Annotated in this window: 25 protein-coding genes and 1 pseudogene; 8 read left to right on the top strand and 18 right to left on the bottom strand. The window is 73.7% G+C overall.

Annotated features, from left to right (window positions below; genetic code table 11):
* Positions 1 to 147: 147 nt before the first annotated feature.
* Positions 148 to 705, top strand: a complete 558-nt coding sequence (locus tag FYW95_RS23470) for an ATP-binding protein (RefSeq protein WP_159942614.1) — start codon at positions 148 to 150, stop codon at positions 703 to 705.
* Between the two features lie 68 nt (positions 706 to 773).
* On the opposite strand, the gene tgmC is transcribed toward FYW95_RS23470, so the two are convergent.
* The 16 genes from tgmC to FYW95_RS28480 all read right to left on the bottom strand — a co-directional run bounded on the left by tgmC (position 774) and on the right by FYW95_RS28480 (position 15538).
* Positions 774 to 1952, bottom strand: coding sequence for an ATP-grasp peptide maturase system methyltransferase (tgmC, locus tag FYW95_RS23465; protein ID WP_159942613.1), 1179 nt, complete (start codon positions 1950 to 1952; stop codon positions 774 to 776).
* On the bottom strand, positions 1949 to 2926 hold the full coding sequence (gene tgmB / locus FYW95_RS23460; RefSeq protein WP_159942612.1) for an ATP-grasp ribosomal peptide maturase: 978 nt from the start codon (positions 2924 to 2926) through the stop codon (positions 1949 to 1951). The genes tgmC and tgmB overlap by 4 nt, the downstream gene beginning before the upstream one ends.
* Positions 2926 to 3279, bottom strand: a complete 354-nt coding sequence (gene tgmA, locus FYW95_RS23455) for a putative ATP-grasp-modified RiPP (RefSeq protein ID WP_159942611.1) — start codon at positions 3277 to 3279, stop codon at positions 2926 to 2928. Before tgmA ends, tgmB begins: the two co-directional genes overlap by 1 nt.
* Before the next feature lie 614 nt (positions 3280 to 3893).
* Complete coding sequence (locus FYW95_RS23450; protein WP_159942610.1) at positions 3894 to 4304, bottom strand: ester cyclase; 411 nt, start codon at positions 4302 to 4304, stop codon at positions 3894 to 3896.
* 322 nt (positions 4305 to 4626) lie between these two features.
* Positions 4627 to 5415, bottom strand: a complete 789-nt coding sequence (locus FYW95_RS23445; protein ID WP_236567793.1) for a polyphosphate polymerase domain-containing protein — start codon at positions 5413 to 5415, stop codon at positions 4627 to 4629.
* A complete protein-coding gene (locus FYW95_RS23440; protein ID WP_159942658.1) occupies positions 5412 to 6011 on the bottom strand; it encodes a DUF4956 domain-containing protein in 600 nt (199 codons plus the stop codon). Before FYW95_RS23440 ends, FYW95_RS23445 begins: the two co-directional genes overlap by 4 nt.
* 126 nt (positions 6012 to 6137) lie before the next feature.
* Positions 6138 to 6797 (bottom strand): response regulator transcription factor, encoded by a 660-nt coding sequence (locus FYW95_RS23435; RefSeq protein WP_159942609.1) that lies wholly within the window; start codon positions 6795 to 6797, stop codon positions 6138 to 6140.
* The gene (locus FYW95_RS23430; RefSeq protein ID WP_201295002.1) at positions 6794 to 8359 is read right to left on the bottom strand and encodes a sensor histidine kinase; all 1566 of its coding nucleotides are present in this window, start codon (positions 8357 to 8359) and stop codon (positions 6794 to 6796) included. Before FYW95_RS23430 ends, FYW95_RS23435 begins: the two co-directional genes overlap by 4 nt.
* Complete coding sequence (locus FYW95_RS23425; RefSeq protein WP_159942607.1) at positions 8319 to 8666, bottom strand: hypothetical protein; 348 nt, start codon at positions 8664 to 8666, stop codon at positions 8319 to 8321. The genes FYW95_RS23430 and FYW95_RS23425 overlap by 41 nt, the downstream gene beginning before the upstream one ends.
* Before the next feature lie 75 nt (positions 8667 to 8741).
* Positions 8742 to 10157 (bottom strand): PepSY-associated TM helix domain-containing protein, encoded by a 1416-nt coding sequence (locus FYW95_RS23420; protein WP_159942606.1) that lies wholly within the window; start codon positions 10155 to 10157, stop codon positions 8742 to 8744.
* Positions 10158 to 10256: 99 nt separating this feature from the next.
* Positions 10257 to 10847, bottom strand: coding sequence for a hypothetical protein (locus tag FYW95_RS23415; RefSeq protein ID WP_159942605.1), 591 nt, complete (start codon positions 10845 to 10847; stop codon positions 10257 to 10259).
* 301 nt (positions 10848 to 11148) lie between these two features.
* Entirely contained in the window at positions 11149 to 12042 is an 894-nt protein-coding gene (locus FYW95_RS23410) for a DMT family transporter (protein ID WP_236567792.1), read from the bottom strand.
* Between the two features lie 338 nt (positions 12043 to 12380).
* Positions 12381 to 13397, bottom strand: a complete 1017-nt coding sequence (locus FYW95_RS23405) for an ABC transporter ATP-binding protein (RefSeq protein WP_159942604.1) — start codon at positions 13395 to 13397, stop codon at positions 12381 to 12383.
* 2 nt (positions 13398 to 13399) lie between these two features.
* Entirely contained in the window at positions 13400 to 14224 is an 825-nt protein-coding gene (locus tag FYW95_RS23400) for an ABC transporter permease (RefSeq protein ID WP_159942603.1), read from the bottom strand.
* Positions 14217 to 15017 carry an ABC transporter permease gene (locus FYW95_RS23395; RefSeq protein ID WP_160050851.1) on the bottom strand — a complete coding sequence of 267 codons (801 nt, stop codon included), beginning with the start codon at positions 15015 to 15017 and terminating at the stop codon, positions 14217 to 14219. Before FYW95_RS23395 ends, FYW95_RS23400 begins: the two co-directional genes overlap by 8 nt.
* A 311-nt stretch (positions 15018 to 15328) precedes the next feature.
* The gene (locus FYW95_RS28480) at positions 15329 to 15538 is read right to left on the bottom strand and encodes a hypothetical protein (protein ID WP_236567791.1); all 210 of its coding nucleotides are present in this window, start codon (positions 15536 to 15538) and stop codon (positions 15329 to 15331) included.
* Between FYW95_RS28480 and FYW95_RS28475 the strand changes: the two genes are divergently transcribed.
* From FYW95_RS28475 to FYW95_RS23375, 3 genes are all read left to right on the top strand, one after another.
* A complete protein-coding gene (locus tag FYW95_RS28475) occupies positions 15516 to 16175 on the top strand; it encodes an RNA polymerase sigma factor (RefSeq protein WP_236567790.1) in 660 nt (219 codons plus the stop codon). The genes FYW95_RS28480 and FYW95_RS28475 overlap by 23 nt on opposite strands.
* Positions 16166 to 16723, top strand: a complete 558-nt coding sequence (locus FYW95_RS23380; protein WP_159942602.1) for an anti-sigma factor — start codon at positions 16166 to 16168, stop codon at positions 16721 to 16723. The genes FYW95_RS28475 and FYW95_RS23380 overlap by 10 nt, the downstream gene beginning before the upstream one ends.
* Positions 16724 to 16815: 92 nt before the next feature.
* Positions 16816 to 17682: an ACT domain-containing protein gene (locus FYW95_RS23375; RefSeq protein ID WP_159942601.1), complete on the top strand. Its 867-nt coding sequence runs from the start codon at positions 16816 to 16818 to the stop codon at positions 17680 to 17682.
* Here FYW95_RS23375 and FYW95_RS23370 read toward each other — a convergent pair.
* Entirely contained in the window at positions 17669 to 18151 is a 483-nt protein-coding gene (locus FYW95_RS23370) for a hypothetical protein (RefSeq protein WP_201295001.1), read from the bottom strand. The genes FYW95_RS23375 and FYW95_RS23370 overlap by 14 nt on opposite strands.
* Before the next feature lie 198 nt (positions 18152 to 18349).
* On the opposite strand from FYW95_RS23370, the gene FYW95_RS23365 reads away from it, so the two are divergent.
* Both FYW95_RS23365 and FYW95_RS23360 read left to right on the top strand, forming a co-directional pair.
* Positions 18350 to 18895 (top strand): RNA polymerase sigma factor, encoded by a 546-nt coding sequence (locus FYW95_RS23365; RefSeq protein WP_159942600.1) that lies wholly within the window; start codon positions 18350 to 18352, stop codon positions 18893 to 18895.
* Positions 18896 to 19497: 602 nt separating this feature from the next.
* Positions 19498 to 20223: a L,D-transpeptidase family protein gene (locus FYW95_RS23360; protein WP_159942599.1), complete on the top strand. Its 726-nt coding sequence runs from the start codon at positions 19498 to 19500 to the stop codon at positions 20221 to 20223.
* A 66-nt stretch (positions 20224 to 20289) separates the two neighbouring features.
* On the opposite strand, the gene FYW95_RS23355 is transcribed toward FYW95_RS23360, so the two are convergent.
* Positions 20290 to 21966 (bottom strand): stealth family protein, encoded by a 1677-nt coding sequence (locus FYW95_RS23355; protein ID WP_236567789.1) that lies wholly within the window; start codon positions 21964 to 21966, stop codon positions 20290 to 20292.
* Between the two features lie 410 nt (positions 21967 to 22376).
* On the opposite strand from FYW95_RS23355, the pseudogene FYW95_RS27835 reads away from it, so the two are divergent.
* Both FYW95_RS27835 and FYW95_RS23350 read left to right on the top strand, forming a co-directional pair.
* Positions 22377 to 22641 (top strand): annotated as a pseudogene (locus FYW95_RS27835) (hypothetical protein); the annotation flags it as partial.
* 75 nt (positions 22642 to 22716) lie between these two features.
* A complete protein-coding gene (locus FYW95_RS23350; RefSeq protein WP_159942598.1) occupies positions 22717 to 23481 on the top strand; it encodes a protein phosphatase 2C domain-containing protein in 765 nt (254 codons plus the stop codon).
* Positions 23482 to 24013 lie beyond the last annotated feature (532 nt).

Here is a 24013-nt window from a genome sequence, read left to right as displayed (position 1 = left end):
TATCCGCAGGTGCGAAGGTCCACACAGGGAACTCGCTGCGGCAGTCCGATTCGACCTTTTCGGCCTGAGCAGCACAATGCCCCGGCGGACGCGCTCACGGCCCCGGGGCACGGTCCACGCCCGGCTTCTCACGACACAGGCACGAACATGAACGAGACTACTCCGGCCCGCTCCGGACCGGCCGCCGCGCCCGGCCGCCGGTCCGCCACCGTCGCGCCGCCCTGGCGGCTGCGCTTCGCCGCCCCCGACCGCTGCGGCATCGTCCTGGGCCCCGATCCCGGACACGTCGCCCTCGCCCGCACCTGGGCACGGCCCAACGCCCGGGACACCGCCCGCAACTCGCACGACCTCGTCCTGGCGGTGAGCATCCTGGTCACCAACGCGCTCGAGCACACGCGCTCCGGCGACCCTGGCGGCACCGTCCAGGTGGTCCTGTACCGCCGCCCGGCCACCTACACCCTCTCGGTCACCGACAACGGCCCCCGGCCCGGACCGTTCATCCCCGTCCCCCGGATGGAGGCCTCCACCAACCCCCTCAGCCCCACGGGCAACGGATTGCGCCTGCTCGACGCCCTCTGCGCCTACTGGGACTGGAGCGGCTCGGCCGGTGAACCCCTGACCGTGCGCGCCGTGCTCGACCGCACCACGTCACCCCGTTCCCCACGGGGCCCGGGGGCGGGCGGGCGTCCACGGAACACGCGGTAGCGGAGGCGGCCCCGGGGGCCGTCGTGGTCGGCGAGGGGGAGCATGAGGCCCCGACCCGCGATCGGTCGTCACGGGCAGGGCAGCGGCCAGCGCGGACCGCTCTCCGGGGAGGCGAACCACACGTGCTGGCCCTCGGGCGTGACGGTGGCGCCGAAGGCGCTCCAGTCCGGCCGGTCGTTGGCCAGCCACCAGCGGTGCGCCTCCTCCACCTGGTGCCACAGACGGCGCGGACCGCCCTGGACCACGGCGTGGCGGCCGTTGACCGCGTCCATGTCGATCTCGGCCCAGGCACCGTCAGCACCCTCCATGAACAGGAAGTCCGCCCCGGTGTCAGCCGTCCTGAGAACGGTGTCGGCGTCCGTCGTGGCCAGTTGGGCCAGGAACGCCATCGCCGGTTCCCCCCGCACGGTCGCGGGGTCCAGCGCGGTGGTACCGCGCTCTCCCTCACCGTCCACGCTGACGCGCCGACGGGGGGTGCTGCTGCGAGCGGGCATGAACCCCGCCCACCGCGGCACGAAGCGCCCCCGGGCGGTGCGGTCCCCGTGTACGCGGAGCTTGAGCATGGCGCCTCCGGTGCCTCCCGCGATGTTGACCAGGATGCTCCCGCCGGGATCCACCTGCGCGATCCAGTCCGGCGGCACGTGGGTGAAGGCCGTGGTGCTGACGATCCGGTCGTAGGGGGCGTGGTCGGGAAAGCCCCCGTGGCCGTCGTAGGAGGCCACGACGGGGGTGTAGCCCAGGGAGAAGAGGCGTCGGGTGGCGTCGCGGGCCAGCCGCGGCGAGATGTCGACGCTCGTCACCCGGTCCGATCCCAGCACCTCGCACAGGATCGCCGCGTTGTACCCCGAGCCGACCCCGATCTCCAGGACACGCGGTTCGTCGTCCAGGTCGAGCTGGTGGAGCATCCACGCCATGAGGCTGGGCATGGTGGAGGAGCTGGTCCACCGCCCCGTGCCCGTGCCCCCGGGCAGGGCGTCGACGACCGGTTTCCCGGCGATCTCGATGATCAGCGTCTCGTCGGCGTAGACGTGGCGGGCCCATTCCTCCCCCTGGCCGGGGTCGTCGCCGCGCACGAGCCGGTAGCGCACACCCCGGGCGGTGTGCTCGTGCAGGGCGAAGGCCGGGACGAACACACCCCGGTCCACGCGCCGGAACGCCTCGGTGAGAGGACCGCCGGACGCCAGTGCCCCCTCCTCGACCAGGCGGGCGGTGAGCCCGGACGAGAGTTCGCGAACAGCTCGGGTCACATCTGGCCTTTCTCCAGTAGCGCGGCGATGGCCTGTCCGATGGGCAGGTCGCAGCGGTCCGCCAGCCATCCCCATTCGCCGTTGGGGTTGACCTCCAGCAGGGTCCAGCTCCCGTCGGGTGAGACCACGAAGTCGGCGGCGCCGTAGACGAGCCCGAAGGAGCGCATGTAGCGCTCCAGGCCGGAGCGGACGCCCTCGGGGACCTCGACGACCTCGTACCGGTGGGCGGCGTAGTCGCTGCGCCAGTCGACGCGGGCTGCCTGGGAGCGGGCGTGGATCGCCACGGGGAACAGAGCCCGGCCCACGATCGTCAGGCGCACCTCGAAGGCCTTGTCCACCCACTCCTGGAAGCAGTGGGCGGTCAGGCCCACGGTGGGGTCGCGGAGTTCCTCGACGGCCGTGACCGCGTTGGCGTAGACGACGCGGGTGCGCCCCTGTTCGACGTGCAGGGCGCCGCCGACCGGCTTGTACACGACGGGTCCGGGGGTCGCGGCGGCCCAGTCCGCGGCGTGGTCGGGCACGTTCGTGATGATCGTGCGCGGCACCCTCAGACCGACCCCGGCCGCCGTCGCGAGCTGGACGGGTTTGTACTCGGCCGCGCTCATGCGCGAGGGCCGGTTGATCCACGGGCAGTCCAGCGCCAGCAGGACCCCGCCGAACCCCATGCGGGCCTCCCGGTAGGCCCACCGTTGTTCGGGGCCGGACATGCCTTCGGCCAACGTGAACTGTGAGGGGCGCCGGTAGTAGACGCCGCGCACCGAGCCCAGGTCCACTCCGCGAAAGGCGTCGCGGACCGTCCCCTCCCAGCGCCCGTCGAAGGCGGCTTCGACGGTCATGGAGGCGGGGAAGTCCCCGGGGTCCATGCGCACGACCGGCACACCGCGCTCCGACAGGTGGTGGACCACGGGGTCGGCGGTGCCGTCCTCGGTGCCGGTGAGGATGAGCACCGCCTTTCGTACGGTGGGGGAGGCCATCAGTCGGTGGTGGTCTCCTCGGCGGTCGGGCGGCTTCCGTCGGGATCGCCGGTGGTCTCCTTGGTGCCGCTGGAGCGCTTGCCGACCGCCGGTGCTCCGGTGACGCGGTCGGTTCCCCGCTGGGTCACGGGGTCGTAGACGAAACGGCCGACCGCCTCGGCCACCTCCGGGCGCAGCTTCGGAGTGACCGCGCGCCGCAGACCCCACGGGCGGACCGGGGTCGGGGCCTCGTCGCTGGACGCGAAGACGGCCGCGGAAGGGTCCAGGGGGAAGGCGTCGCCGGTCCTGCCGATGGTCGCCCTGGACTCACCGTCAGGTGACTCCAGAAGCGCGGAGGTGTTGTTGGGGGGCATGTGTAATTCCTTTTCTCGCTATACCCCACGCCGTGTCGGAGCGGGACTTCACCATTTCCGCTCGGACAGTGCACGGAGGACCCTTCTCTCCGGAGCGCTCCGACGGAAAGGGTCGCCGCGCGCGGGACATCCGCATACCCGGGTGGGAACCGGCGGTGCCAGCCCTTCTGATCAGGGTATTCGTGCTGGCTGCCAAGAACGCCGAAACCGCGGAGTAGCTCAAATCGTCGTCCGGGTGTGCCGCCCTTCATCACCTTTCACATTCTTTGTCTTTGGAGTCACCGGTTTCCCGGTCACCTGTTTCGGACGCGGTGGTGCGGCAGACGTCCCGGGCGGCTGGCCCGGACGCTCCGGATGCAGGGGGCGAGGTTTCACGTGAAACCTTGACCTGGGATTACGCCGGGTTTTGCCTAGCTCTCCCGGAGTGTCCGGCGCACCCGGGAGCAGGGCGGACACCGGTTCCCCGGCCGTGCCCCGTGCGGATGCCCGCTCGGCTCCGGGCCGGTGCCGCCGCGGGCGCCGGCGGCAGGGCGCCGTACCGCCGCGCGTGGTTCCGCGCCGACGAGATGGCGGGCACGCCGGGAAGACGCCCTGTGCGCCGGCCCCCGTTCCCGCTACCCGACCCCTTCGAGGACCCCGAGCTGGCGCATCAGGGACAGGTTGTCGCTGTAGTCGTGCTCGCGGTAGATCCTGCCGTCCCGGATCTCCATGACGTTGCAGTACGCCATCTCGACCGGCCTGCCCGTCGCCGGGACGCCCCGCAGGTCGTTGCTGTGCACGCCCCTGACGGTCGCCTCCATGAGGGCCACGTCGCCCAGGTCGAGCTGGCGGTGCTTCTCGAACGTGAAGCCGGGGAAGGCGTCGGTGTAGACCCGGATCTTGGCCAGGCTGCCCTCGATGCCGTGCCGGACGCCCTCCTCGTCGGTGAACTCGTAGTCCGGGTGGTACATCTCCCGGATACGGTCGAAGTCAGCGGCCATGATCGCGTCGAAGTACGCGTTCTGGATGTCGGTTGCCGCTCCCATGAGAATCCCCCCGATCGGAGCAGTGTCCGCGCAGAGCGGATCCGGGGCGTGTCACGGGCGTGCGGAGGGGAGCTCCGGTGTCGTTCGGCGCCGACGGATACCCGCCCTGAGGGACCGGATCCCTCCACGATCGCACAGGTCAGAGCCGGTGTGCAGGGGATTGGACCCCTGGTCGGCATCCTTTGCGCGCCACTACCGATTCGTGCCGCGGGATTGGCGGCGCGCCGCCCCGGGTTCCCCCTGAACCGGTGCCCCCATGCCCGTGGAACGGAGTTCACCGTTTGGGGGAGCGCACTCCTGAGAGCGGTGGAGGGAGGGGCGGTCAGCTGCCGGGGCGGGCGGACTCCGCGGGGCAGGGCTCCGGCGGCTCCAGGCAGGCGGCCATCGCCCGGTGCCACCGGTTGCCTCTTCTGTCCGGGTCCAGGGCGGCGACGGTCGCCCCGTACTTGGTGAACCCCGCCTCCCGGACCCCGAACTCGTGCAGCCTGCGCTCGGTCGCGGTGAGTCCGCCTCTGGTCTTGACCTCCAGCAGCACCACGTCCGGGCGCATCCGTACCGACCAGCCGTCGCGGTACCCGACCAGGTCGGTGTCCACCGTCACCCGCTCCGCGCCGGACAGGTCCACCACCGTGGTCCGGCGGTAGTCGTTGACCGCGCTCGCCACCAGGGCGTCCGGCGGCTCCACGCCGTAGGCGCGCAGGGCGTCGTCCAGGAACCGGCGGGTGGCGGGGGTGAGCCGGTCGGCCGGGCCGTCGTGGGCGGTCCGCACCTTGTCGGTGACCCCGCGGGCGCCCTTGAGCTTGACCTCGAACATGCGCGTCCCGGTGTCCACGTAGGTGCGGGTGCGGACCTTGAAGCGCACCCGCCGCCCCTGCCGGTGGTCGCGGAAGGCCCGCAGGCAGGGCGTGTCCAGGTACGTGGACGAGTACCGGAAGACGCGCAGGCCGTTGATGGACAGCGCCCCGAACCGGTTCCCCGCCCCCTGGAAGAGGGGGCCCAGCAGCTCGGCGGGCACGAGGTACTTGCGGCAGGACCGGGTGACCAGCGCGGCGCGCTCGTTGGCCTCGGCCAGCGACAGCGGGCGCAGCGCCGCCAGGGCGGCGCCGCTCACCGCCCGGCCATCCAGGTCGGCAGCGGTGACGCGCCGCGCTCGGCCGCGGGTTCGGTACGGGGCAGCTGGTAGCGCACGTCCACGACCATGAGGTCGCGCGCGTAGTCCACCTCGGTCACCTCGACCCCGCGCAACCGGGCGCGCAGCCGCGCCTCCAGGTCCTGGCGCAGCGCCACGGGATCCTCGTGCACCACGTCCAGGGTGACCACCCGACGCCCGTGCCGCGAGAGCAGCCGCGGGTGGTCGGCCGTGTACGGGCCGGTCAGCAGTAGCGCGTTGAGCCCCAGCATCACCCAGGGCGTCGGGGCGGCCACCGCGTTGACCAGGCCCAGGGCGATCGCGGTGAAGTAGTAGCCGATCTCGCCCTGGCTGATCAGGTCCGACCGCAGCCGCAGGATCGACAGCACGCCGAACAGGCCGAAGCCGACCGCCAGGCCCACCTCCTGGTTGGTGAGCATGGCCACCACCGCGAAGATCCCGGTGTTCAGCGCCACGTAGGCCAGCAGGAGGTCGCGCCGCCCGTGGCGGCGGAAGTAGAGGACGTAGGACAGGACCGTGATCGCGGCCGTGTTGACCGCCAGGGCGAACCAGAACATGGCGACCATCCTCTGGACGGGCGGTGAGGCGCCCATGAGCTCGGCATGAAAGAACGTTCATCTCTTGGTCATCCAGTTTTCACAGAGAGTAGCGGTGTGGATGCTGGCGACACCCCCGGGCGGTGCTCAACCGGTCAGCCGGTACCCCATGCCCCGCACGGTCACGATGCGGTCGGCGCCCACCTTGCGGCGCAGCGCCCGCACGAACACGTCCACCACGTTGGAACCGGGGTCGTAGTCGTAGCCCCACACGTGCGAGAGCATCTGCTGGCGGGTGAGCACCTGCCCCGGGTGCCGCATGAGGAGTTCCAGCAGGGCGAACTCCCGCGCGGTCAGGTCCACGGCGGCCCCCGCCACCGACACCCGGCGCGTGCGCAGGTCCAGGGCCAGCCCGCCCGCGCGCAGCACGGACAGGTCGGCGGGCCGCTCCCGGCGCATCCGCAGCCGCACCCGGGCCAGCAGCTCCTCGAACCGGAACGGCTTGGTGACGTAGTCGTCGGCCCCGGTCTCCAGCCCGGTCACCGTGTCCCGTACCCCGTCCCGGGCGGTCAGGATGACCACGGGGACGCCCACGCCCAGTGCGCGCATCCGGCGGAGCACGTCGAACCCGTCGGTGTCCGGCAGTCCCAGGTCCAGGAGGATGAGGTCGAAACCGCCGGTCACCGCGTAGTCCACGGCCTCGGCCCCGGTGCCCACCACGGTCGTGGTGAACCCGCTGGCGTCCAGGCCCTTGCGCACGAACGAGGCGATGCGCTCCTCGTCCTCGACGATGAGGATCCGGCTCACTGGTGCTCCCTTCCGACGGGCAGGACGAGGGTGAACGCGGACCCGGCGCCCGGCGCGGAGCGCAGGTCCACCCGGCCCCGGTGCGCCTCGGCGATGGCGCGGACGATGGCCAGGCCCAGGCCGGCGCCCCGGCGGTCGCCCCGGGCGGTGCCGGAGCCGCGCGAGAAGCGCTCGAAGATCCGGCCGTGCTCCTCGGCCGGGATGCCCGGCCCCTGGTCGGCCACCCAGAACAGCACGTCGCCGCCGCTGAGGGCGGACCCGGTCCGGATCACGGAACCGGGTTCGGTGTGGCGCACCGCGTTGGCGGCCAGCTGCACCACCGCCTGTGTCACCCGCTGCGGGTCCAGGCGGGCGCGGCCCTCGGCCACCGACTCCAGGCGCCAGTCGCGCTCGCCGAGCCTGCGCACGTTGGCGTCGATGTCGCTGGTCAGCTCGGCCAGGGACACCTCCTCCGGGCGCAGGAAGTCGGGCTGCTGGGCCTTGGCGAGCAGGAGGAGGTCCTCCACGATCCGGCCCATCCGGTCCAGCTCGTCGGTGACCAGGCGCACCACCTCGCGGCGCTCCCCGGGGTCGTCGCCCATGAGCTCCAGGTGGCCGCGCACGATGGTGATCGGCGTGCGCAGCTCGTGCCCGGCGTCGTCCACGAACCGGCGCTGGGCGGTGAAGGCGCCCTCCAGCCGGTCCAGCATGCTGTTGAACTGCTCGGCGAGCGCGGCGATGTCGTCGCGCCCGGACACCTCGATCCGCCGGGTCAGGTCCTCCTCGGTGATGTGCGCGGCGGTCTGGCGCACCAGGCGCACGGGTGCCAGGATGCGGCCCGCCACCCACCAGGCGGCGGTGCTCGCGACCAGCAGGCCGACCAGGCTGACCAGGGAGATCGTGCGCATGGTGGTCGCGACGGTGTCCTCGTCGGCGTCGGTGAAGTAGCCGATGACGAACCACCCCGGCGCGCCGCTACCGCCGTTCGGGGGCAGCACGCGGATCTTCTCCCACCGGACCGGGCCGGCGGGGGTGTCCAGGGTGCCCCGGGCGTCGGGGGACTCCAGGACCGCCGCCGCCATGTCCGGGTCGGCGGACACGTCGAAGGCCGGTTCCTGGCCCTGGCGGATGCGCCCGGAACCCGCCTCCCCCTCCACCCAGCCGAACAGGATCTCGGCCCGGTCGGGGTACTGGTGCCGCAGGTGGACCCGGATGAGGGCGGAGACGTCGGTGAACCTCTCCCCGGTGTCGGGGTCCCGGCCGGTCTGGGCGAACTCCTGGAACTCGCCGATCTCCTGGGACAGGGCGCGGTCGACGCGGTCCTCGTCCCCGGCGGTGAGCATGCTCCAGGTGATGACGTCGACCAGCACGAGGACCACCGCCATGAGCAGCACGACCCAGCCCGTGATGAGCAGCCGGGCCGGAACGCGGCGCCGCTGCGGCACCTCGGGCGGGGGGCCCTCCAGGACCACCGTGGGGTACAGGGCCGTGCGCCCGGCCGTTTCCCCGGCTTCGCCGAGGCCGGGGGAGCCGCACCGGTGCTCAGTCGTCATCGTCGTCCCCGTCGTCGCGGTCGTCGTCATCCCCAGTGTCGTCCCCGGAGACCAGGGCGGGTTCCGGGGACGGTTCGGCGGACGGGGCGGTGTGGTCGGGGTCCCGCGCGTCCGCGGTTCCGTCGGCGTCGTGGTCGGTGACCGGGGGAGGGGGAGCGACGACGTCCGTGTCGGGGGAGGGGGAGGGGTAGGTGGCAAAGCCGGGGGACTCGCCCACCACCACCTCCCCGGGGGGCCGGGAGTCCGGGGCCGGCCCGGGCACCGCCCACACCAGGGCGGCGCCCGTGAGCAGGACGGCCGCCGTGGCGGCCAGCAGCAGCGGCAGTGGTGATCTCATACCGCCGAGCCTGCCGGGCCGGGGACAAGCGCTGATGAAGGGAACATGAGGATCCCTTCATCAGCGCCCGGACCGCTACCCGGCCGCGGCCCGGCTCGGGCGCGTGCCGAGCACGGCGTCCACCACGAGGAAGGCCAGCAGCGAGATCCCGAACAGGGGCAGGAACAGGCCGACGACCAGCGCGCACGCGGCGACCAGGGCCAGGCACCACCACGGCAGCGCGCGCCAGGTCCCCCGGGCGGCGAGCGGACGCCCCACGGACAGCGCACGGTCACGGGTCGGACGGCGCAGCCACCACATCCGGTAGCCCCAGCACACGAGGGCGACCACGGACAGGGCGACCAGGGTGAGCAGGACCTGGTTGGCCGGGCCGAAGAGCAGCCCCATGTGGAAGGCGATCCCCCACGAGGTCAGCTTGGCCATGACCGGGTAGTCGTCGAACCGGAGCTCCTCGACCACCTCGCCGCTGGCGGAGTCCACCGCCACGGAGTCCTGCTGCACCGGCCACCGGCGCACGGTCTCCTTGACCGTGAACGGGGCGCCCTCCCCGGCCGGGACGGAGACCTCGACCGGGCCGTCCAGCCCCGCCGCGCGCGCGGACTCCAGCACCCGGTCCAGGTCCGCGCCCGGTTCGGAGGCGCCGTGTCCGGCGTGGCCGCCGCCGTGCCCCGCGTGCTCGGCGGGGGCGGGCGCCGACAGGGCCGGGGTGGTCCAGCCCAGGGACTCCCGCACCTGCCCGATGTTCTCCCCGGCGTACTGGGACCAGGTCAGCCCGGTGGCGGACAGCAGCAGGAGCCCGGCCAGGGCCCACAGGCCCGCCGATCCGTGCCAGGACAAAGTGCGGCCCCGCCCGGCCGGACCGCCCTCGGGCAGCAGGGTGCGGCGCAGGCGGCGCCGCGCGCGGCGCCGGCCCACCCACAGCACGGTCCCGCCGAGCGCGACCACCCACAGCCAGCTGGCGGCCAGCTCGCTGTAGGTCCGGCCGACGTCACCGAGGTGCAGGCTGCGGTGCAGCTCCGACAGCCACGAGCGCACGGGCAGGGAACCGCTGCTGCCGTAGCTGGTCAGGTCGCCGAGCGCCTCGCCGGTGTAGGGGTCGACGAAGACGGCGAGCCGGTGGCCCTCGGGGAGCCCGTCCGCGTCCAGCAGGACCCGGGTGCTCTCGTCGGGAGCGGTGGCCGGGCGCACGCCGCTCAGGGTGGCCCCGGGGTGGGCGGCGACGGCGGCGTCCACCTGGTCCTGGAGCGGCAGGGCGTCGGCGCCGGGGTCGACGCGGAGCTGGTCGGCGTAGAGGGCCTGTTCCATCTGGGGGGTGTAGACGTACAGCAGCCCGGTCAGCGCCGCGACGAGGACGAACGGCGCGACGAGGACTCCGGCGTAGAAGTGCAGGCGCAGCAGGAGTTGGCGCAGCGCGGGCCACGCGGGCCGGGGCGGCTGGGGAGGGGGAGCCGGTCGCGCCGCGGCGGACCGGTCGGGGGCGTGGGAGGTCATGGGCTCTCCTCGGTCTGGAGTCGTACGCGGCCCGGAACGCGGGCACGCGGAGGGCACCGACGTGTCGGTGTGGAGCCGGTCGGACCGGCGGGTGACGTCTCAGAACGCGAGGTCGGGCGGCCCGCGCAGCACGCGGACGTGCCGCAGGAACAGCAGCGGGGCGGGGCGGCGGGAGCCGGTGCGGGAGCGGACGCGCGCCCGGTGGGGCGCGGGAGCGGCCGGGGGCGGCGCCAGCAGGAGCAGCAGGCGGTGGAACAGGGAGCCCAGGAGGCCGGCGAGGGCGAAGACCGCGCGCTCGCCCTGGCGCAGCCACCAGGCGCAGACCACCCCGGCCGTCGCGTGGGCCAGGAGCATGTCCGCTCCGACCCCGGCTCCGGCCAGCGCCTCCGGCCCGGAGGCTCCGGCGGTGTGGGCTCCGGCGTGCGCCGCCGCCCCGCCCGGCGAGGTGACGGCGAAGATCAGGTGCAGCGCGGTCTGGCTCCACAGCGTCGTCGCCACCAGGGCGCCCAGCCGCTGTTCGGCGCGGGCGAGCCCGTGGGAGACGGCCAGGACCAGGGCCAGTCCCGCGGCCAGGCCCAGCGGCGGTACCGCGTGGCCGGAGGCCAGTACGTGCCCGGTCGCGGACACGCCCGTGCACACCGCGGCGAACACCGTGGCGCGCGGCAGACGGAGCGGGACCGTTCCAGCCATAACGGACAGTGTCCCGTACTTCCCCGCGCGTGCCCATACCCCCTTGGAAACGCTCCCATGGCAAGGTGGACCCCGTCCACGGGCCGGAGGCGGCGGGCGGTCGGGGCAGGCCCCGGCCTCGCCGGGTGAGCGCGGTGGAGGAGGCGCGTTCCGGGGTGACGAAACGACGCAACGAAACCGGAAACCGCGACAGAACGGATTTCGTCACCGCGAACGGAACGCAGGGACCGCTGACCGGACCGGCCCGGTGCCGACGGAAAGGCCGCCGGGGAGAGGCCGCCTCCCGGGCCTGGACCCATCCTCAGGGTTTTCCGGCCCCGGCCGCGTCGGGTGCCTTCGGGCGGTCACCCTCGACCGGAACGGTGAGCAGCCGGATCCCGTAGGCCGCCAGCAGCGCGCACGCCGCCGCCACCGCACCGCCGGTCCACCCGCCCGCGTAGCGCTCGCCCATGAAGGCCACGCCCACCACCGCCGCCGAGAGCGGGTTGGTGAGGGTGGTGATCCCCAGCGGGGCGCCCAGTTCCATGCCCTGGTAGGCAGCCTGGGCCAGGAACAGCCCCAGCACCGCGATGACCGGGGTGGACAGCGCGGACGTGTGCAGCAGGCCGATCGCGCCGCTCTCCCCGATCACCGCCACCGCCGTCTTGACCGTCGCCGAGGAGATCCCGAAGGCGACCCCCGCCGCGCCCGCCAGCAGGTAGCTGCGCCAGGCGGCCGACCGCAGCCGTCCCGCCAGCCACGCGGCTCCCAGCAGCAGCGCCGTCGTGCCGCCGCCGACCACCGCCGAAGCGGTGTCGCCGAGCACACCGCCCCCGCCGCCGGTCACCGTCACCGCCAGCAGCACGCCCAGCGCCACCGAGGTGAGCGCGGCGCCCCGCCACTCGGTCCGGCTGACCCGGCGCCCGCCCAGGCGGGCCGACCACGGGATGCCGAACACCAGCACCAGCACCCCGATCGGCTGCACCACGGTCAGCGGCGCGGAGCTCACCGCGGCGACCTGGAAACCGGCCCGGCCTCCGTTGAACAGCAGCGACACCCACCACAGCGGGTGCCGCAGCAGCGCGGCCAGCCGTCCGCCGCCGGTCAGCGGCCCGGCCGTCCGCACCGCGAGTCTGCGCTGGGCCACCGCCGCGGCCGTGTAGGCCGCACACGACAGGACCCCGAACACGATGCCCCACACCACGTCTGTGTCCACGAGGGGATGATCCTCCGGTGCCGGGGACCGTCCCCCACCGCCCCCGGCATACCCCGGTCAGGCCGAAACCCCCGCAGGTAGGGGGTTCGCGGCGAAGTACCGGTTCGCCGCGGGGGTGAGCGCCAGGGCCGCGGCCGCCGCCACCGCCGCCCATCACACCGGGACGGGAATCCTCGTCGCCATGGCTCCAGGGTCCTCCGCGCCGGAGGAGCCTCCAGGGTGCGCGTCCCCCTTCCGCGAGCGGTGCGCACGCCCCCGCGCACCCGTGTGCCCGGTCCCCCGCGCACCGGTGTGCTCCGCCCCCGGAGTCCTGGGGCGCTCGACGGAGACGGCTCCGGTCAGGGCGTCCGGTTCCCGGCGGCCTCCCCCCGGTAGAGCGCGGCCACCACCCCCTCGATGTCGGGTTCGCGCAGGGTCAGGTCGGCCACCTCGTGCCGGTCCGCCACCCGGGCGATCACCGCCGCCGGGTTGTCCGACAGCTCCAGCCACTGGCGGGGGCCCTCCACGCGCACGCACCGGGCGCCCTCCACCCGGACGGGACCGACGGGCGAGGCCAGGTCCACCACCAGCACGCGCGGGGCGGGCACGCTCGCCCGGAGCCCGTCCAGGCCGCCGTCGTAGGCCTTCCGGCCCCGGTCGATGACCACCACCCGCTCGCACAGGCGCTCCACGTCGCCCAGGTCGTGCGTGGTCAGCAGGATGGTCGTGCCCTCCTCGCCGTTGAGCCTCAGCAGGAACTCCCGGATGGTCGACTTGCTGACCACGTCCAGGCCGATGGTCGGCTCGTCCAGCACCAGCAGCCGGGGGCCGTGCAGCAGCGCGGCGGTCAGGTCGCCGCGCATCCGCTGGCCCAGGCTCAGCTGCCGCACCGGCGTGGCCAGGAACGGCCCCAGCTCCAGCAGTTCGGTCAGCTCGGCCAGGCGGCGGGCGTGGTCGGCGGCCGGGACCCGGTACAGGTGCCGGGTCAGGGCCAGGCTGTCGCGCAGCGGCAGGTCCCACCACAGGGTGGTGCGCTGGCCGAACACCACACCGATCCGTCCCGCCAGCCTCGTGCGCTGGCGGGACGGCTCCAGCCCGGCCACCCGCAGGTGCCCCCGGGTGGGGGTGAGGATGCCGGTGAGCATCTTCATCGTGCTGCTCTTCCCGGCGCCGTTGGGCCCCAGGTACCCGACGATCTCACCGGGCCGCACGGTCAGGGTCACGTCGCTCACGGCGCTGACCACGCGCCTGCGGCGCCGCAGGAACGGCCCCTCGGACAGCACGAAGTCGCGGCCCAGGCCGACGGCCTCGATGACGGGTCCCTCCCCGGCCCCGGAGGGGGGCGCGGACCCGGCGGACTCTCGGACGGAGGTCATGCTCAGCTCCCGGTGGATCGGTAGTGGCGCAGCCCGAACCGCCAGCAGGCGGCCGCGGCCAGGCACGAGACGACGGCGACGAGGGGGGTGGCGAAGCGCAGCCCGTCCGGCAGCCCGGTCGGGTCGGGGCGGTCGAGCAGGTACAGGGCGGGCTGCCAGGTGACGAAGGCCAGCGGCAGCACGAAGGTCGCCGCGCGCACGACGTCGCGGCCGAAGACCGCCAGCGGGTACTCGGTCAGCGCCTGCCCGCCGTAGGTGATCGAGTTGGCGGCCTCGCGGGCGCCGGTGACGAAGAACTGCAGGCACGCCCCGACCACCCAGACCGCGGAGCAGATCGCGGTCCCCGACACCAGCAGCACCGGCAGCATCAGGACGCGGCCAGGGGTCCAGTCGATGTCGCACAGCACCAGGGCCACGGCGATGATCACCGTGCCCGGGACGATCCGGCCCAGGCGGCGGGGCGCGAACCGGTCGGTGGCCAGCTGCACCAGCGGCGGTACCGGGCGCACCAGCATCACGTCGAGCGTGCCCGAGCGGATGTGCTCGCCCAGGTTCTCGACGTTGCCCAGGAGCATGTCGGCGCAGCCGAAGGCGGTGGCCGCCAGGCCCGCGACGAGCAGCCCCTCGGCCAGGCTGAAGCCCTCCAGGCGCCCGGCGTGGCCGAACACGATGAGCACGGCGCTGATCTCGGCGAACACCCCCAGCGAGGTGGCCAGCGTCATCATGACGAGGGAGGCCGGGTACTGGGCCAGCGCGCGGCACCAGGTGCCCGCCAGCAGCAGGTAGGCCCGGACGGGGCGGAACACGGGGACGCGGGCGTCAGCCACCCTGGACCACCACCCGGCGGGTGGCGCGGCCGGTCGCCCAGGCGCCGAGGGAGAGCAGCGCGGCGGCCCAGCACGCCTGGAGGGCCAGCCCGCCGAGCACGGTGCCGCCCGGCAGGCTGTCCTTGCCGAGGAAGACCTCGGCGGGGATCTGCACGATCGAGGCCCACGGCAGCACGCGCAGCACCTCGGCGAGCGCCGGGGGGAACAGCGGCAGCGGGAGCAGCGTTCCGGCGGCCACCGGTCCGAGCAGCCCGGCCACCGCCCAGATCCCCCGGGAGTCCAGGAGCCAGAACCCGGCCAGCTCGTACAGGTAGCGCAGGGCGAACGACACCAGCACGGCGAGCACGGTGGAGACCAGCGTGGCGGCCCACCGGAGCGGGTCGCCGGGCAGGACGAGGTCGAACAGGACCAGGCCGACGGCGAACGTGGGCACGGCGCGGAAGGCGAGGGAGAACGTGGCCCGGCCGAGGTCCTCGGCCAGCCACCAGCCCAGCAGAGACACCGGGCGCAGCAGGTCGGTGGCCACGTCCCCGGAGCGCACCCGCTCACCGAGTTCCAGGGGCGGGCCCATGACGGCGACCACGGCGAGGAGGGCCTGGCCGAGGAAGACCTGGGTGACGGCGTCCCCGGCGTCGTAGCCGTTGATGTGGGGGCGCGCCGCGAACAGGGCGAGCATGACGGTCGCGTTGATCGCGCCGAAGACGCAGTTGGTGAGGATCCCGGCCAGTGTGGCCGCGCGGTAGGTGGTGTGGCGGCGCAGTCCTCGGACGTACACCGCGCGGTGGACGCGCATGGGGAAGCGGCTCCCGGGGAGGTCGAGACGTGCTGGTGGTGACCGGTCCCGACGCCGGCGGCGGGGCCGCCGGGGAGACGCGGGGTCCGGCACGTCCCTGTCGCCCGCGGGGGCTCAGGTCCGGGTCGCCGCGAGTGGCGAACATAGCACGTTCGGCTGCGCGCGCGGAGGGGTTTTCCGCGACGGGCGGCAGACGGCGGGGGAAGCGACGGGGGCGGGGTCACGCCGGTGTCTCCCCAACCACCGGCGGACGCGCGCCGCCCCCGTCTCCCGCCCGACCCCCGCCCCCTCCCCTCAGGAGGGCGTGCGGATCAGGCGAGCCCTCGGCCCCCCGTACGCCCGGACACCGACATGCGCACCACCGCGGGCAGGCGTTCCGGTCGCGGGGAGGAGCGCAGCGGGTCGACCGCCCCGTCGCGGCGGCGCCACACGTCCACGGGATCGGCGTCCCCGGTCAGCACCGGGTCCAGCCACAGCCGCGGCTCCCGCTCGGGACCGGTGAACCGCGCCCTGCCGCGCACCACCCCGGGGGGAGGCGCGGAGCCCCGCCACCACCGCGTCCCCGGCGCCCGGCGACACCCCTGTGCGCCCCGCCGCCGTGTCCGCGCCCGCGAGCAGGCGGCGGGTGCGGGGGACGCGCCCCTGTACCAGCAGCCAGCGCACCGCCAGCACGGTCGCCAGCAGGGCGGCCGCGGCCGCGTACGGGGTTCCGGGCCAGGACAGGACCGGAGCCAGGGGACCGTTGCCCGGATCGGCCGGCGGAGCGGAGGCGGACCCCGGTCCTTTCGTGTCCAGGTAAACACACAGAGTAGTTGTACTCTGCGTGTGTACTGGGGAGGGACGGCCGCACCAACCGATGCACAGGGACACCGCACTTCCGCTGAGCGTGCTCGTGGAGCGCGCCCGGGACGGGGACGACCGGGCGTTCGAGGAACTCGTCCGCGGGCACCAGGACACCGTTGGCACCGGTGGAGGACGAGGAGCGGCTGTTGGCGCGCGAACCCGGGCCCGCAGCGGATCTGCTGGGTTCTGCGCGAAACGGAAGGATTGGGTTGTGAAGAGATAGCCGAGATCGTCAACACGACCCCGACCGCTGTGCGTGGACGCGTTCACCGCGCGCGCACCCGTCTCGTGGAGGCGCTGAAGTCATGGCGGTAGAACCGTCCGACGACCACGACCGACTGCCCTGCGGCAACACGGTGGACGCACTCCTCCGCCACATGACGTCCGGCGAACTCACCGGACACGAGAGGACCTGTGAGCACTGCCGGGCCCAGGCGGAGGAGCTGCGGCCCCTCGTCACCGCGGTGCGCCGGGACGGCGAGGAGGAGGTCACCGCGCCCTCCGGGCTGCTCACCGACGTCATGCGCGCGGTGCGCTCCGAGCGGCGCTCGGAGCGCACCATCGTGCTGGGCGGCACCGGGCCGGGCGGCACCGAGGTCAGGGAGTCGGCCGTGGCCGCCATGCTGCGCGCCTCCGTGGAGGCCGTACCCGGGGTCGTGGTCGGCCGCTGCCGGGTGGAGCAGACCGGTGAGGGGCTCTTCGTGCGGGTCACGGCGCGCGTCGCGGTCGGGCTGCCCATCCCCGACGCCGCCGGCGCCGCGCGGCGCGCCATGCGCTCCCTGGTCGAGCGGCGTCTGGGGCTGCCCGTCGCCCGGCTGGACATCGACGTCGTCGACCTGGACGACTCCGCCCGGGGGCGCTGAACCGCGCTCCGTGACCGGCGTCACGCTCCGTCGTTACCGTCTCGTCACGGAACGCAGCACGCGCGCAACGTCGGCCTGACACCGTCGCGGGCATGGACGTTTCCGAAGGCCACCACGGAACCCACGACCACCGACACGGATTCTTCGGCCGGGAGGTGCTCGAACTGGGCACACTGCTCCTCGCCGCCGGAGCGGCGCACCTGGTGGTGCTCTCCCTCGGGCACAGCGACGCCGGGGTCAGCCTCCTGATCGCCGTCGGCCTGTTCCTGCTCGCGGTCTCCGCGGCCCACCGGTGGCACCGCCACCGGACCGCCGTCCGCCGCCGTCGCGACTCCGCTTCCCACACCGCCCGGGACGGCGCTCCCACCGCTCCGGCCGCCGCCCCCGTGGTCGCGGCCTCGCCCGACGACCTGCTGTGGAGTGTCCGGGTCACGGTCTCCGACGTGCCCGGAGGACTGGCCGCGCTCACCACGCGGTTCGCCGCCCTGGGAGTCGACATCAGGCTCATGCAGGTGCACCCGACCGGGACCGACGCCATCGACGAGTTCTTCGTGAGCGCTCCCGCGCACCTGGGCGCGGGTGCCCTGCACACCGCCGTGCGGGAGGCGGGCGGGCGCGACGCCGCCGTGCGCCGCGCCGACGTGCACGAGCTCAGCGACACCACCAGCCGCACACTCACCCTGGTCAGTGCCCTGGTCGGCGGCTCCGCGACCCTGGAGCGCTCCCTGCTGCTGCTCGCGGCGGCACAGGACGTGCGCCGGACCCCCGGGCCCCCGGAGGGGATGGCCCGGGAGGAGCTGTCCGGGACGGCCATGACCCTTCCCGCTCCCGACGGCGCGGTCCTGACCGTCCGCAGGCACGATGTGCCCTTCACCCCGGTGGAGTTCGCCCGCTGCCGGGCCCTGGTCCACGTCGCGGCCTCGCTGCGCGCGGGCCCGCGCCCGGTCAGCGCTCCCTGAGTCCTCGGGGCCCCGGCGCGGTACCGGTGTCGCCCGGCGCCCGTCCGGCGCCGGGGTTCCCGTACTCCCCGTTCCGGGGGCGGACGGACACGCCGTCGGCGGGGCGTCGGCCGTCGGTGCGCAGCGCCAGCCAGTCCCCGCGTGCGGGGAGGAGGGCGATCACCAGCACGGACAGGCCCAGGGCCATGAGTACCGAGGTCGCGATCAGCATCTCCGGGCCCGCGTGGGCGCCGTCGTGGCCGTGGCTTGCGGCGCAGTCCCACACCCGGTTGTGCAGGGGGCTGCCCGCCAGGGTGGTGATGATCTCCGCCACCGCCACCGCCGCCACCACGGAGGCGACGATGATGCTGACCGTGAGGGCCGCGGGCTGCCGGGCGCGCAGGGTGCGTACCGCGCGCTCGGCGCCGTCCCCGCTCCGCCCCTCCCTCGTCTCGTTCGTGTACAGGCCGACGTTTTCCATGTGCTCCATGCGCTCGGTGATATGAGGGGATGTTGTGCGAAAAGTGTTGACGTAGGGAAGACACACGAAGTAGGCCCCGCCTCACGGTGTAACGCATGTGATGTGGGACACGTACCGAATGTCGTCGGGTAGCAAGTTTCGCGCTCTTCGCGGTTACTGTTTCACTCAGAGTGACCAATGGCCGCGGAGGTGGGTTCCGTCCGACCCGTGCTCGCTGACACCGAACTCCCGGAGACCGTGCTGGTCGAACGTGCCCAGGACGGGGACGAGCGCGCCTTCGAGATCCTCGTCCGCAGGTACCAGGACACCGTCTTCCGGTTCGCGCTGCGGATCGTGGCCGATCCCGCGGAAGCCCTGGACGTGGCCCAGGAGGCGCTGGTCACCGTCTGGCGCAAGCTGCCCGAACTCGACGAACCGCGCACCTTCGCGGCCTGGCTGTACCGCACGGTCGGGCGGCGCGCGCTCAACGCCGTGCGCGCCCGCAGGCGCGTCGAGCCCATCGGGGAACGGGAGCCGTTCGCCCGGGAGGCCGGGCCGGTGGAGCAGGCCCTGGCCCAGGGGCTGCGCGAGGCCCTCCTGCGCGCCCTGGCCGAGCTGCCGCCGCCGCAGCGCGTCTGCTGGGTGCTCCGGGAGATGGAGGGGCTGGGGTACGAGGAGATCGCCGAACTCGTGGGCGCCACCCCGGGCGCGGTCCGCGGCCGGATCCACCGCGCCCGCACCCATCTCGTGGAGGAGCTCCGACCATGGCGGTAGACCGACCGGGCGGCGGTTCCCCGGAGGAGGGCCGGGGCGACGGCGGCCGGAACGCGTAGAAGGCCGAGAGCCAGATCCGGGCACGAACCATGGAGAAGGAGGACCGGAGCGGCCGGGACGAGGAGTGCGGTGACGTCGGCAGCCTGCCCTGCGGGGCGCCGTTGGCGCCCTTCCTCGAATCCGGGGCCGACGCGGGCGCGGGCCCGACTGCCCGCACTGCCGGGAGGAGGCCGAGTCCTACCGCCCCGGCGGCACCCGCCTTGGCCCCCGCGCGGTGGCCGCCGCGCTGCGCGCCGCTGCGGACGCGGTCCCCGACATGGTGGTGGGGCACTGCGGGTCGAGCCGGAGGACGGGGGATCGCGGTTTCGGCCACCGCGTGGGCGCGGTCCGGCGCGCCCGTGCCCGAGTCCGCCGACCAGGTGCGCGCCGCGATGCGCGCGTGCGACCGGAGGCGGTTCGGCCTGGCCGTGCGCCGGGTGGACGTCGACGTCGTCGGGGTGATCGACGCCTGACGAGCCCTTCCTCCGGGGCGGTGGGCGAGATGTTGTCCACAGGCTGTGGAGAACGGGGAGAAGTGCGGGCGCGGTGGGTAAAGGAAGCGTATGGCAACCCCCCGAGTACTCCCCGTACGACAACTGACAGTCGCCCTGGCCGTGGCTCTGGTCTCGGTGTTCGCCCTGGTCGCGGCCCCGGTCGCGCACGCGGCGCCCGCCGCCTCGATCGGCGCCGGGCCCGAGCTGCGCCAGGGCAGCACCGGACCCGAGGTGTCCGCGGTCCAGGAGCGCCTCACCGAGCTGGGCTACTGGATCGACGGTGTGGACGGCCAGTTCGGCTTCCACACCGAGCAGGCCGTGGTGGCGCTGCAGAAGGCCGCCGGAATCGCCCGGGACGGCGTGGTGGGCCCCGACACCCGGGCCGCCCTCGCCGAGGGTGTGCGCCCCGGGGCCCGGACCTCCTCCGGGGACCTGGTGGAGATCGACCTGGACCGGCAACTGCTGCTGGTGGTCTCCGGCGGCGAGGTGGAGCGGATCGTCAACACCTCCACGGGCTCCGGCCAGCCCTACGAGGCCTCGGACGGCACCGAGCGGATCGCCACCACCCCCACCGGCACCTACACCGTCTTCCGCGAGGTGGACTCCTGGGACCCCGGGCCCTACGGGGCGCTGTACCGGCCCAAGTACTTCAACAGGGGCATCGCCGTGCACGGCTACCCGAGCGTGCCGCCCGAGCCCGCCTCCAAGGGGTGCGCCCGGGTGAGCCTGGCCGCCATGGACTGGCTCTGGGAGAGCGGCAGCCTGGACGTGCACACCACCGTCCTGGTGCGCTGACCCCGGGTACGGGCCCGCGGCGGACGGTCCGGTGGCCGTCCCCCGCGGGCCGCGTGCCGCCCCGCCTCAGCGCTCGAAGGCGCTGGGGAAGGGGAAGTAGTCGCGCAGGAACTCCGTCACCTCGCGCACGGCCTCCTCCTCCGGCTCACTGGTGTCGTTCACGCAGAAGGTGTCGAAGTTGCGGTGGGTCAGCAGGGCCTCGGTCCGTACCCGCACCGCCTCCGGATCGGCCAGGTTGAGGTAGGTGTAGCGCATCCCCCCGACCACCGCCCGGCCGGTGAGCAGCGCGTAGTAGTTGTGCAGCGAGGACGGGATGGAGTGGTCGTCCGGGTGGCGGAAGCGCGAGGCCGCCGTGCGCAGGAACACCTCGGGGAACTCCCGCTCCAGCTCCTCGAGCACCGAGCGGCGCTGCGGGATCGGCGTGTGCTTGAACTTGGCGGTGGGGACCCGGCCGAACCGCTCCCGCAACAGCTCGCTGTTGCGCTTGGCGGCGGCGTCCACGGGCTGGTCCTCCTCGCTCGGCTCCCCCAGGCCGAACCGGTAGGGCGACGGGTTGAGCTTCGCGATCCCGTTGGGGTGGAAGAACAGCGAGGGGTGCGCGGGGCGGCCGAAGAAGACGTCGTCGTTGAGGTAGAGGTAGTGCTCGGCCAGCCCCTCGATGTGGTGCAGCTGCGACTCGATGGCGTGCGAGTTGAACACCGGCAGCACCGAGGTGTCGTTGAAGATCTCCTTGTGGTCCACCACCCGGATCCGGGGGTGGGCCGTGGCCAGCCACGGCGGCGTCTGGCCGTCGGTGACGACGTAGACGTTGCGCACGAAGGGCGCGAACATCTCCAGTGAGCGCAGGGAGTAGCGCAGCTCGTCCCGGCTGGTGTAGCGCGAGTCCGAGGCGGCGTCCGGGTTGGACGGCGCCCCCTCACCCAGGTAGGCGTCCCGCTTGGCCCGCCAGACCGGGTCGGATCCGTCCACCCAGGTGTAGACGGCGTCGACCGGGAAGGTGAGGTCGGTGGCGAGGTCCCAGGTGAAGGCGTTCAGGGTGGGGTGGGGGCGCCCGCCGACCGTGATCCGGGCCCGGCGGCGCGCCTCGCCGGGGATCACCTCGCTGACCGGGTTGGGCTGCGGTGCCACGAGCGAGTCCCGCAGGACGTGCTCGGGTGCCACGACCCGCATCTCGTCGAGCCTCTCCTCGTGCCCGGGCCGCTCCAGGAACCGGCTGCCCTCCTCCCAGAACTCCACGGTCAGGCCGTGCGCCGGACCCACGACCACGGGGCCCCGGTCGCCGACCGCGTGCTCCCCGAGCCGGATCACCGGCGCCCGCCGGAAGCCGCGCAGCAGGCGGGGGGTCAGGGGGCGGTAGCCGTTGCGGGTCCGCGCATAGGTGCCGCGCAGGACGTAGTGCTCGGCCAGGAGGGAGATGACGGCGCCCCGGTCGTCCTCGGACACGCCCACCGCGTGGTGGTAGGCGCTGTCCGAGCGGACGATGAAGTAGCCGACACCGCGGTCGCGCAGGAGGTCGGCGAAGCGGTTCGTCTGCCGGTCGCTGAACTCCCCGACGCTGAAGGGCCCCCCGGTCCACCGCCGGGCGAGCACGGGTTCGCGCCGGTAGGCGGCCACGACGAGTTCCGGTTCCCGCCTCCGGTGCCGCCACGCGGCCGGGAGGAAGAAGGCCTTCTTGACCGGTAGGGGGACCATCCTCCTGGCGATGCGCCGGGCTCGTCGTACGTAGTAGGGGAGTTGTGGCATCGGGGGCCCATCCGCCTCTCGTCTGTCGCTCCTGGGGGGTTCTCCTGTGTGCGGGGCGGCTCTCCGGACACGGGGCAGGCCGCGCTCCCACGCAGTGGCGGCTGGCGCGGCATCGCCCGCATAAACGAAAAGTCGGATTGTGCCCCTACCCATCCGGGGTCCCGTTCCACATGTCCCAGGTGAGGCGGCCGCGGCGACCCGGGCGACGTACGGGCCCCGGGTCCGGGACCAACGTCCCCCCGGGGCCCCGACCTTCGGAGACTCCCGGCACTGAGCCGGGACACCCCCCTCTTGGTGGACTGGAGGGGAGACAGCAGGTCCCCCTCAGTCCCCGGACACCGCAGGAGAGAGGTCCCGCAGTGTCCCGTCGCGATCCGCGCACACGAACCCCCGAAGGCCGGGAGCCGGGCATGGGCGGCCCGGTCTCCGAGTCCCTGTTGAGAACCCGCCGCTTCCTCGCTCCCGACGAGGTCTCCGCGGACCTGCGCACCCCGCACCGCACCGGGGGACGCGGGGCCGACGCCTTCTACCGCGAGCGCTGGAGCCACGACAAGGAGGTCCGCTCCACGCACGGCGTCAACGGCACGGGCTCCTGCTCGTGGAAGGTCTACGTCAAGGACGGGATCATCACCTGGGGGCCAGCACACCGGCTACCCGTCGGTGGGCCCGGTCCGCGCGTGAACGGTCCCCGGGCCGGGAAGGTGGGGGGCGCGCCGCGCGGACGGTCCGCGCGGCGCCGAGGAGGGATCCGTGCCGTTCCTGATCGCCACCGACCCGGGGGACCCCGAGCGCCCCAACGAGGACTTCGCCGCGGCGACCGCGACCAGCGCGGTGGTCCTGGACGGGGCGACCGCGCCGCCGGGCGTGGACACCGGCTGCTCCCACGGGGTGGCCTGGTACACCCGGCGCCTCGGCGCCCTGCTACTGGCCGGGGCCGACGCCGGGCTCCCGCTGCGCGAGGCGCTGGCCGGGGCGATCGCCTCGGCCTCGGCGCTGCACGCCGACACCTGCGACCTGGAGAACCAGGAGTCCCCGTCGGCCACGGTCGTGGCGGTCCGCGCGGGGGAGGGGGAGCTGGAGTACCTGGTTCTGTCCGACTCCGTGCTGCTGGCGCCGGAGGGGGAGGGGGTGCGGGTGGTGGCCGACACCCGGCTCGACGACCTCCGGAACGCGCTGACCCGGCCCGACCGCCCTCCGGCCCCGGTCCGGACCCTGCGCAACGTGCCGGGGGGTTTCTGGACCGCGGGGGCGCGGGTGCGGGCCGCGGACGAGGCGCTGACCGGAACCCTGGCCGCCGACCGCTGCGTGGCCATGACCGACGGGGCGGGCCGGGCGGTCGAGGTGTTCGGGGACCTGGATTGGGGACAGGCATTCGCCCTGGTTTCGGACAAGGGGCCCCGGGCCCTGGTGGACCGGGTGCGGGACCTGGAGCGCGCGGACCCGGAGGGGCTGCGCCACCCGCGGGGCAAGGTGCGCGACGACGCCACGGTGCTGGCCTGGTCGGCGGAGACCTGATTTCGGTCAGCCTAAAGGGCTGTATTCGGATATCGTGGATTCGGAGCGCGGGGAAGCCCGGGGAAGGGTTGTGCAGGTCGCGGAGTTTTCGGCTTTCTCCGGCATCGAGGACGTTTCAGATGTGACTTCAGATGGCTTTTGTTGCTTTTTCAACGAGAAATCCCCGTGCCGGTGCGGCGGGGCGGAGAAGTCACACCTACGGGAGACGTACGCCTCTGTGACCGGGGGCTCCGGTCGCTTTCGTGTGTCGTGATCATCCGGTAGATTTTCTGGTAACCGAACAGTCGGTGTTCCCCCCGAGACGGTCGGTTTGCCGATCTTTCGGTGTTACTCGCCCTCGTTCTTCCGCGCATCCCCACGCGTACCTCCGTGAACAGGGTCTTTCCATGGTCCGACCGGTGACATAAGGAGATTCCCAATGAAGTTGTCAAGCCGGAGCGGTGACCGACCGTGAACGGTTCAGGCAGCCGTGGCCAGCTTCACTGGAGGCGCCGCCACGTAGGGACGCTCGTCGCGCAGCATCGCCCAGAGC

Source organism: Nocardiopsis sp. FR4, assembly GCF_009830945.1.
GTDB lineage: Bacteria > Actinomycetota > Actinomycetes > Streptosporangiales > Streptosporangiaceae > Nocardiopsis.
Note: the sequence above shows the minus strand (reverse complement) of the source record. Positions and strands in the feature narration are given on the sequence as shown.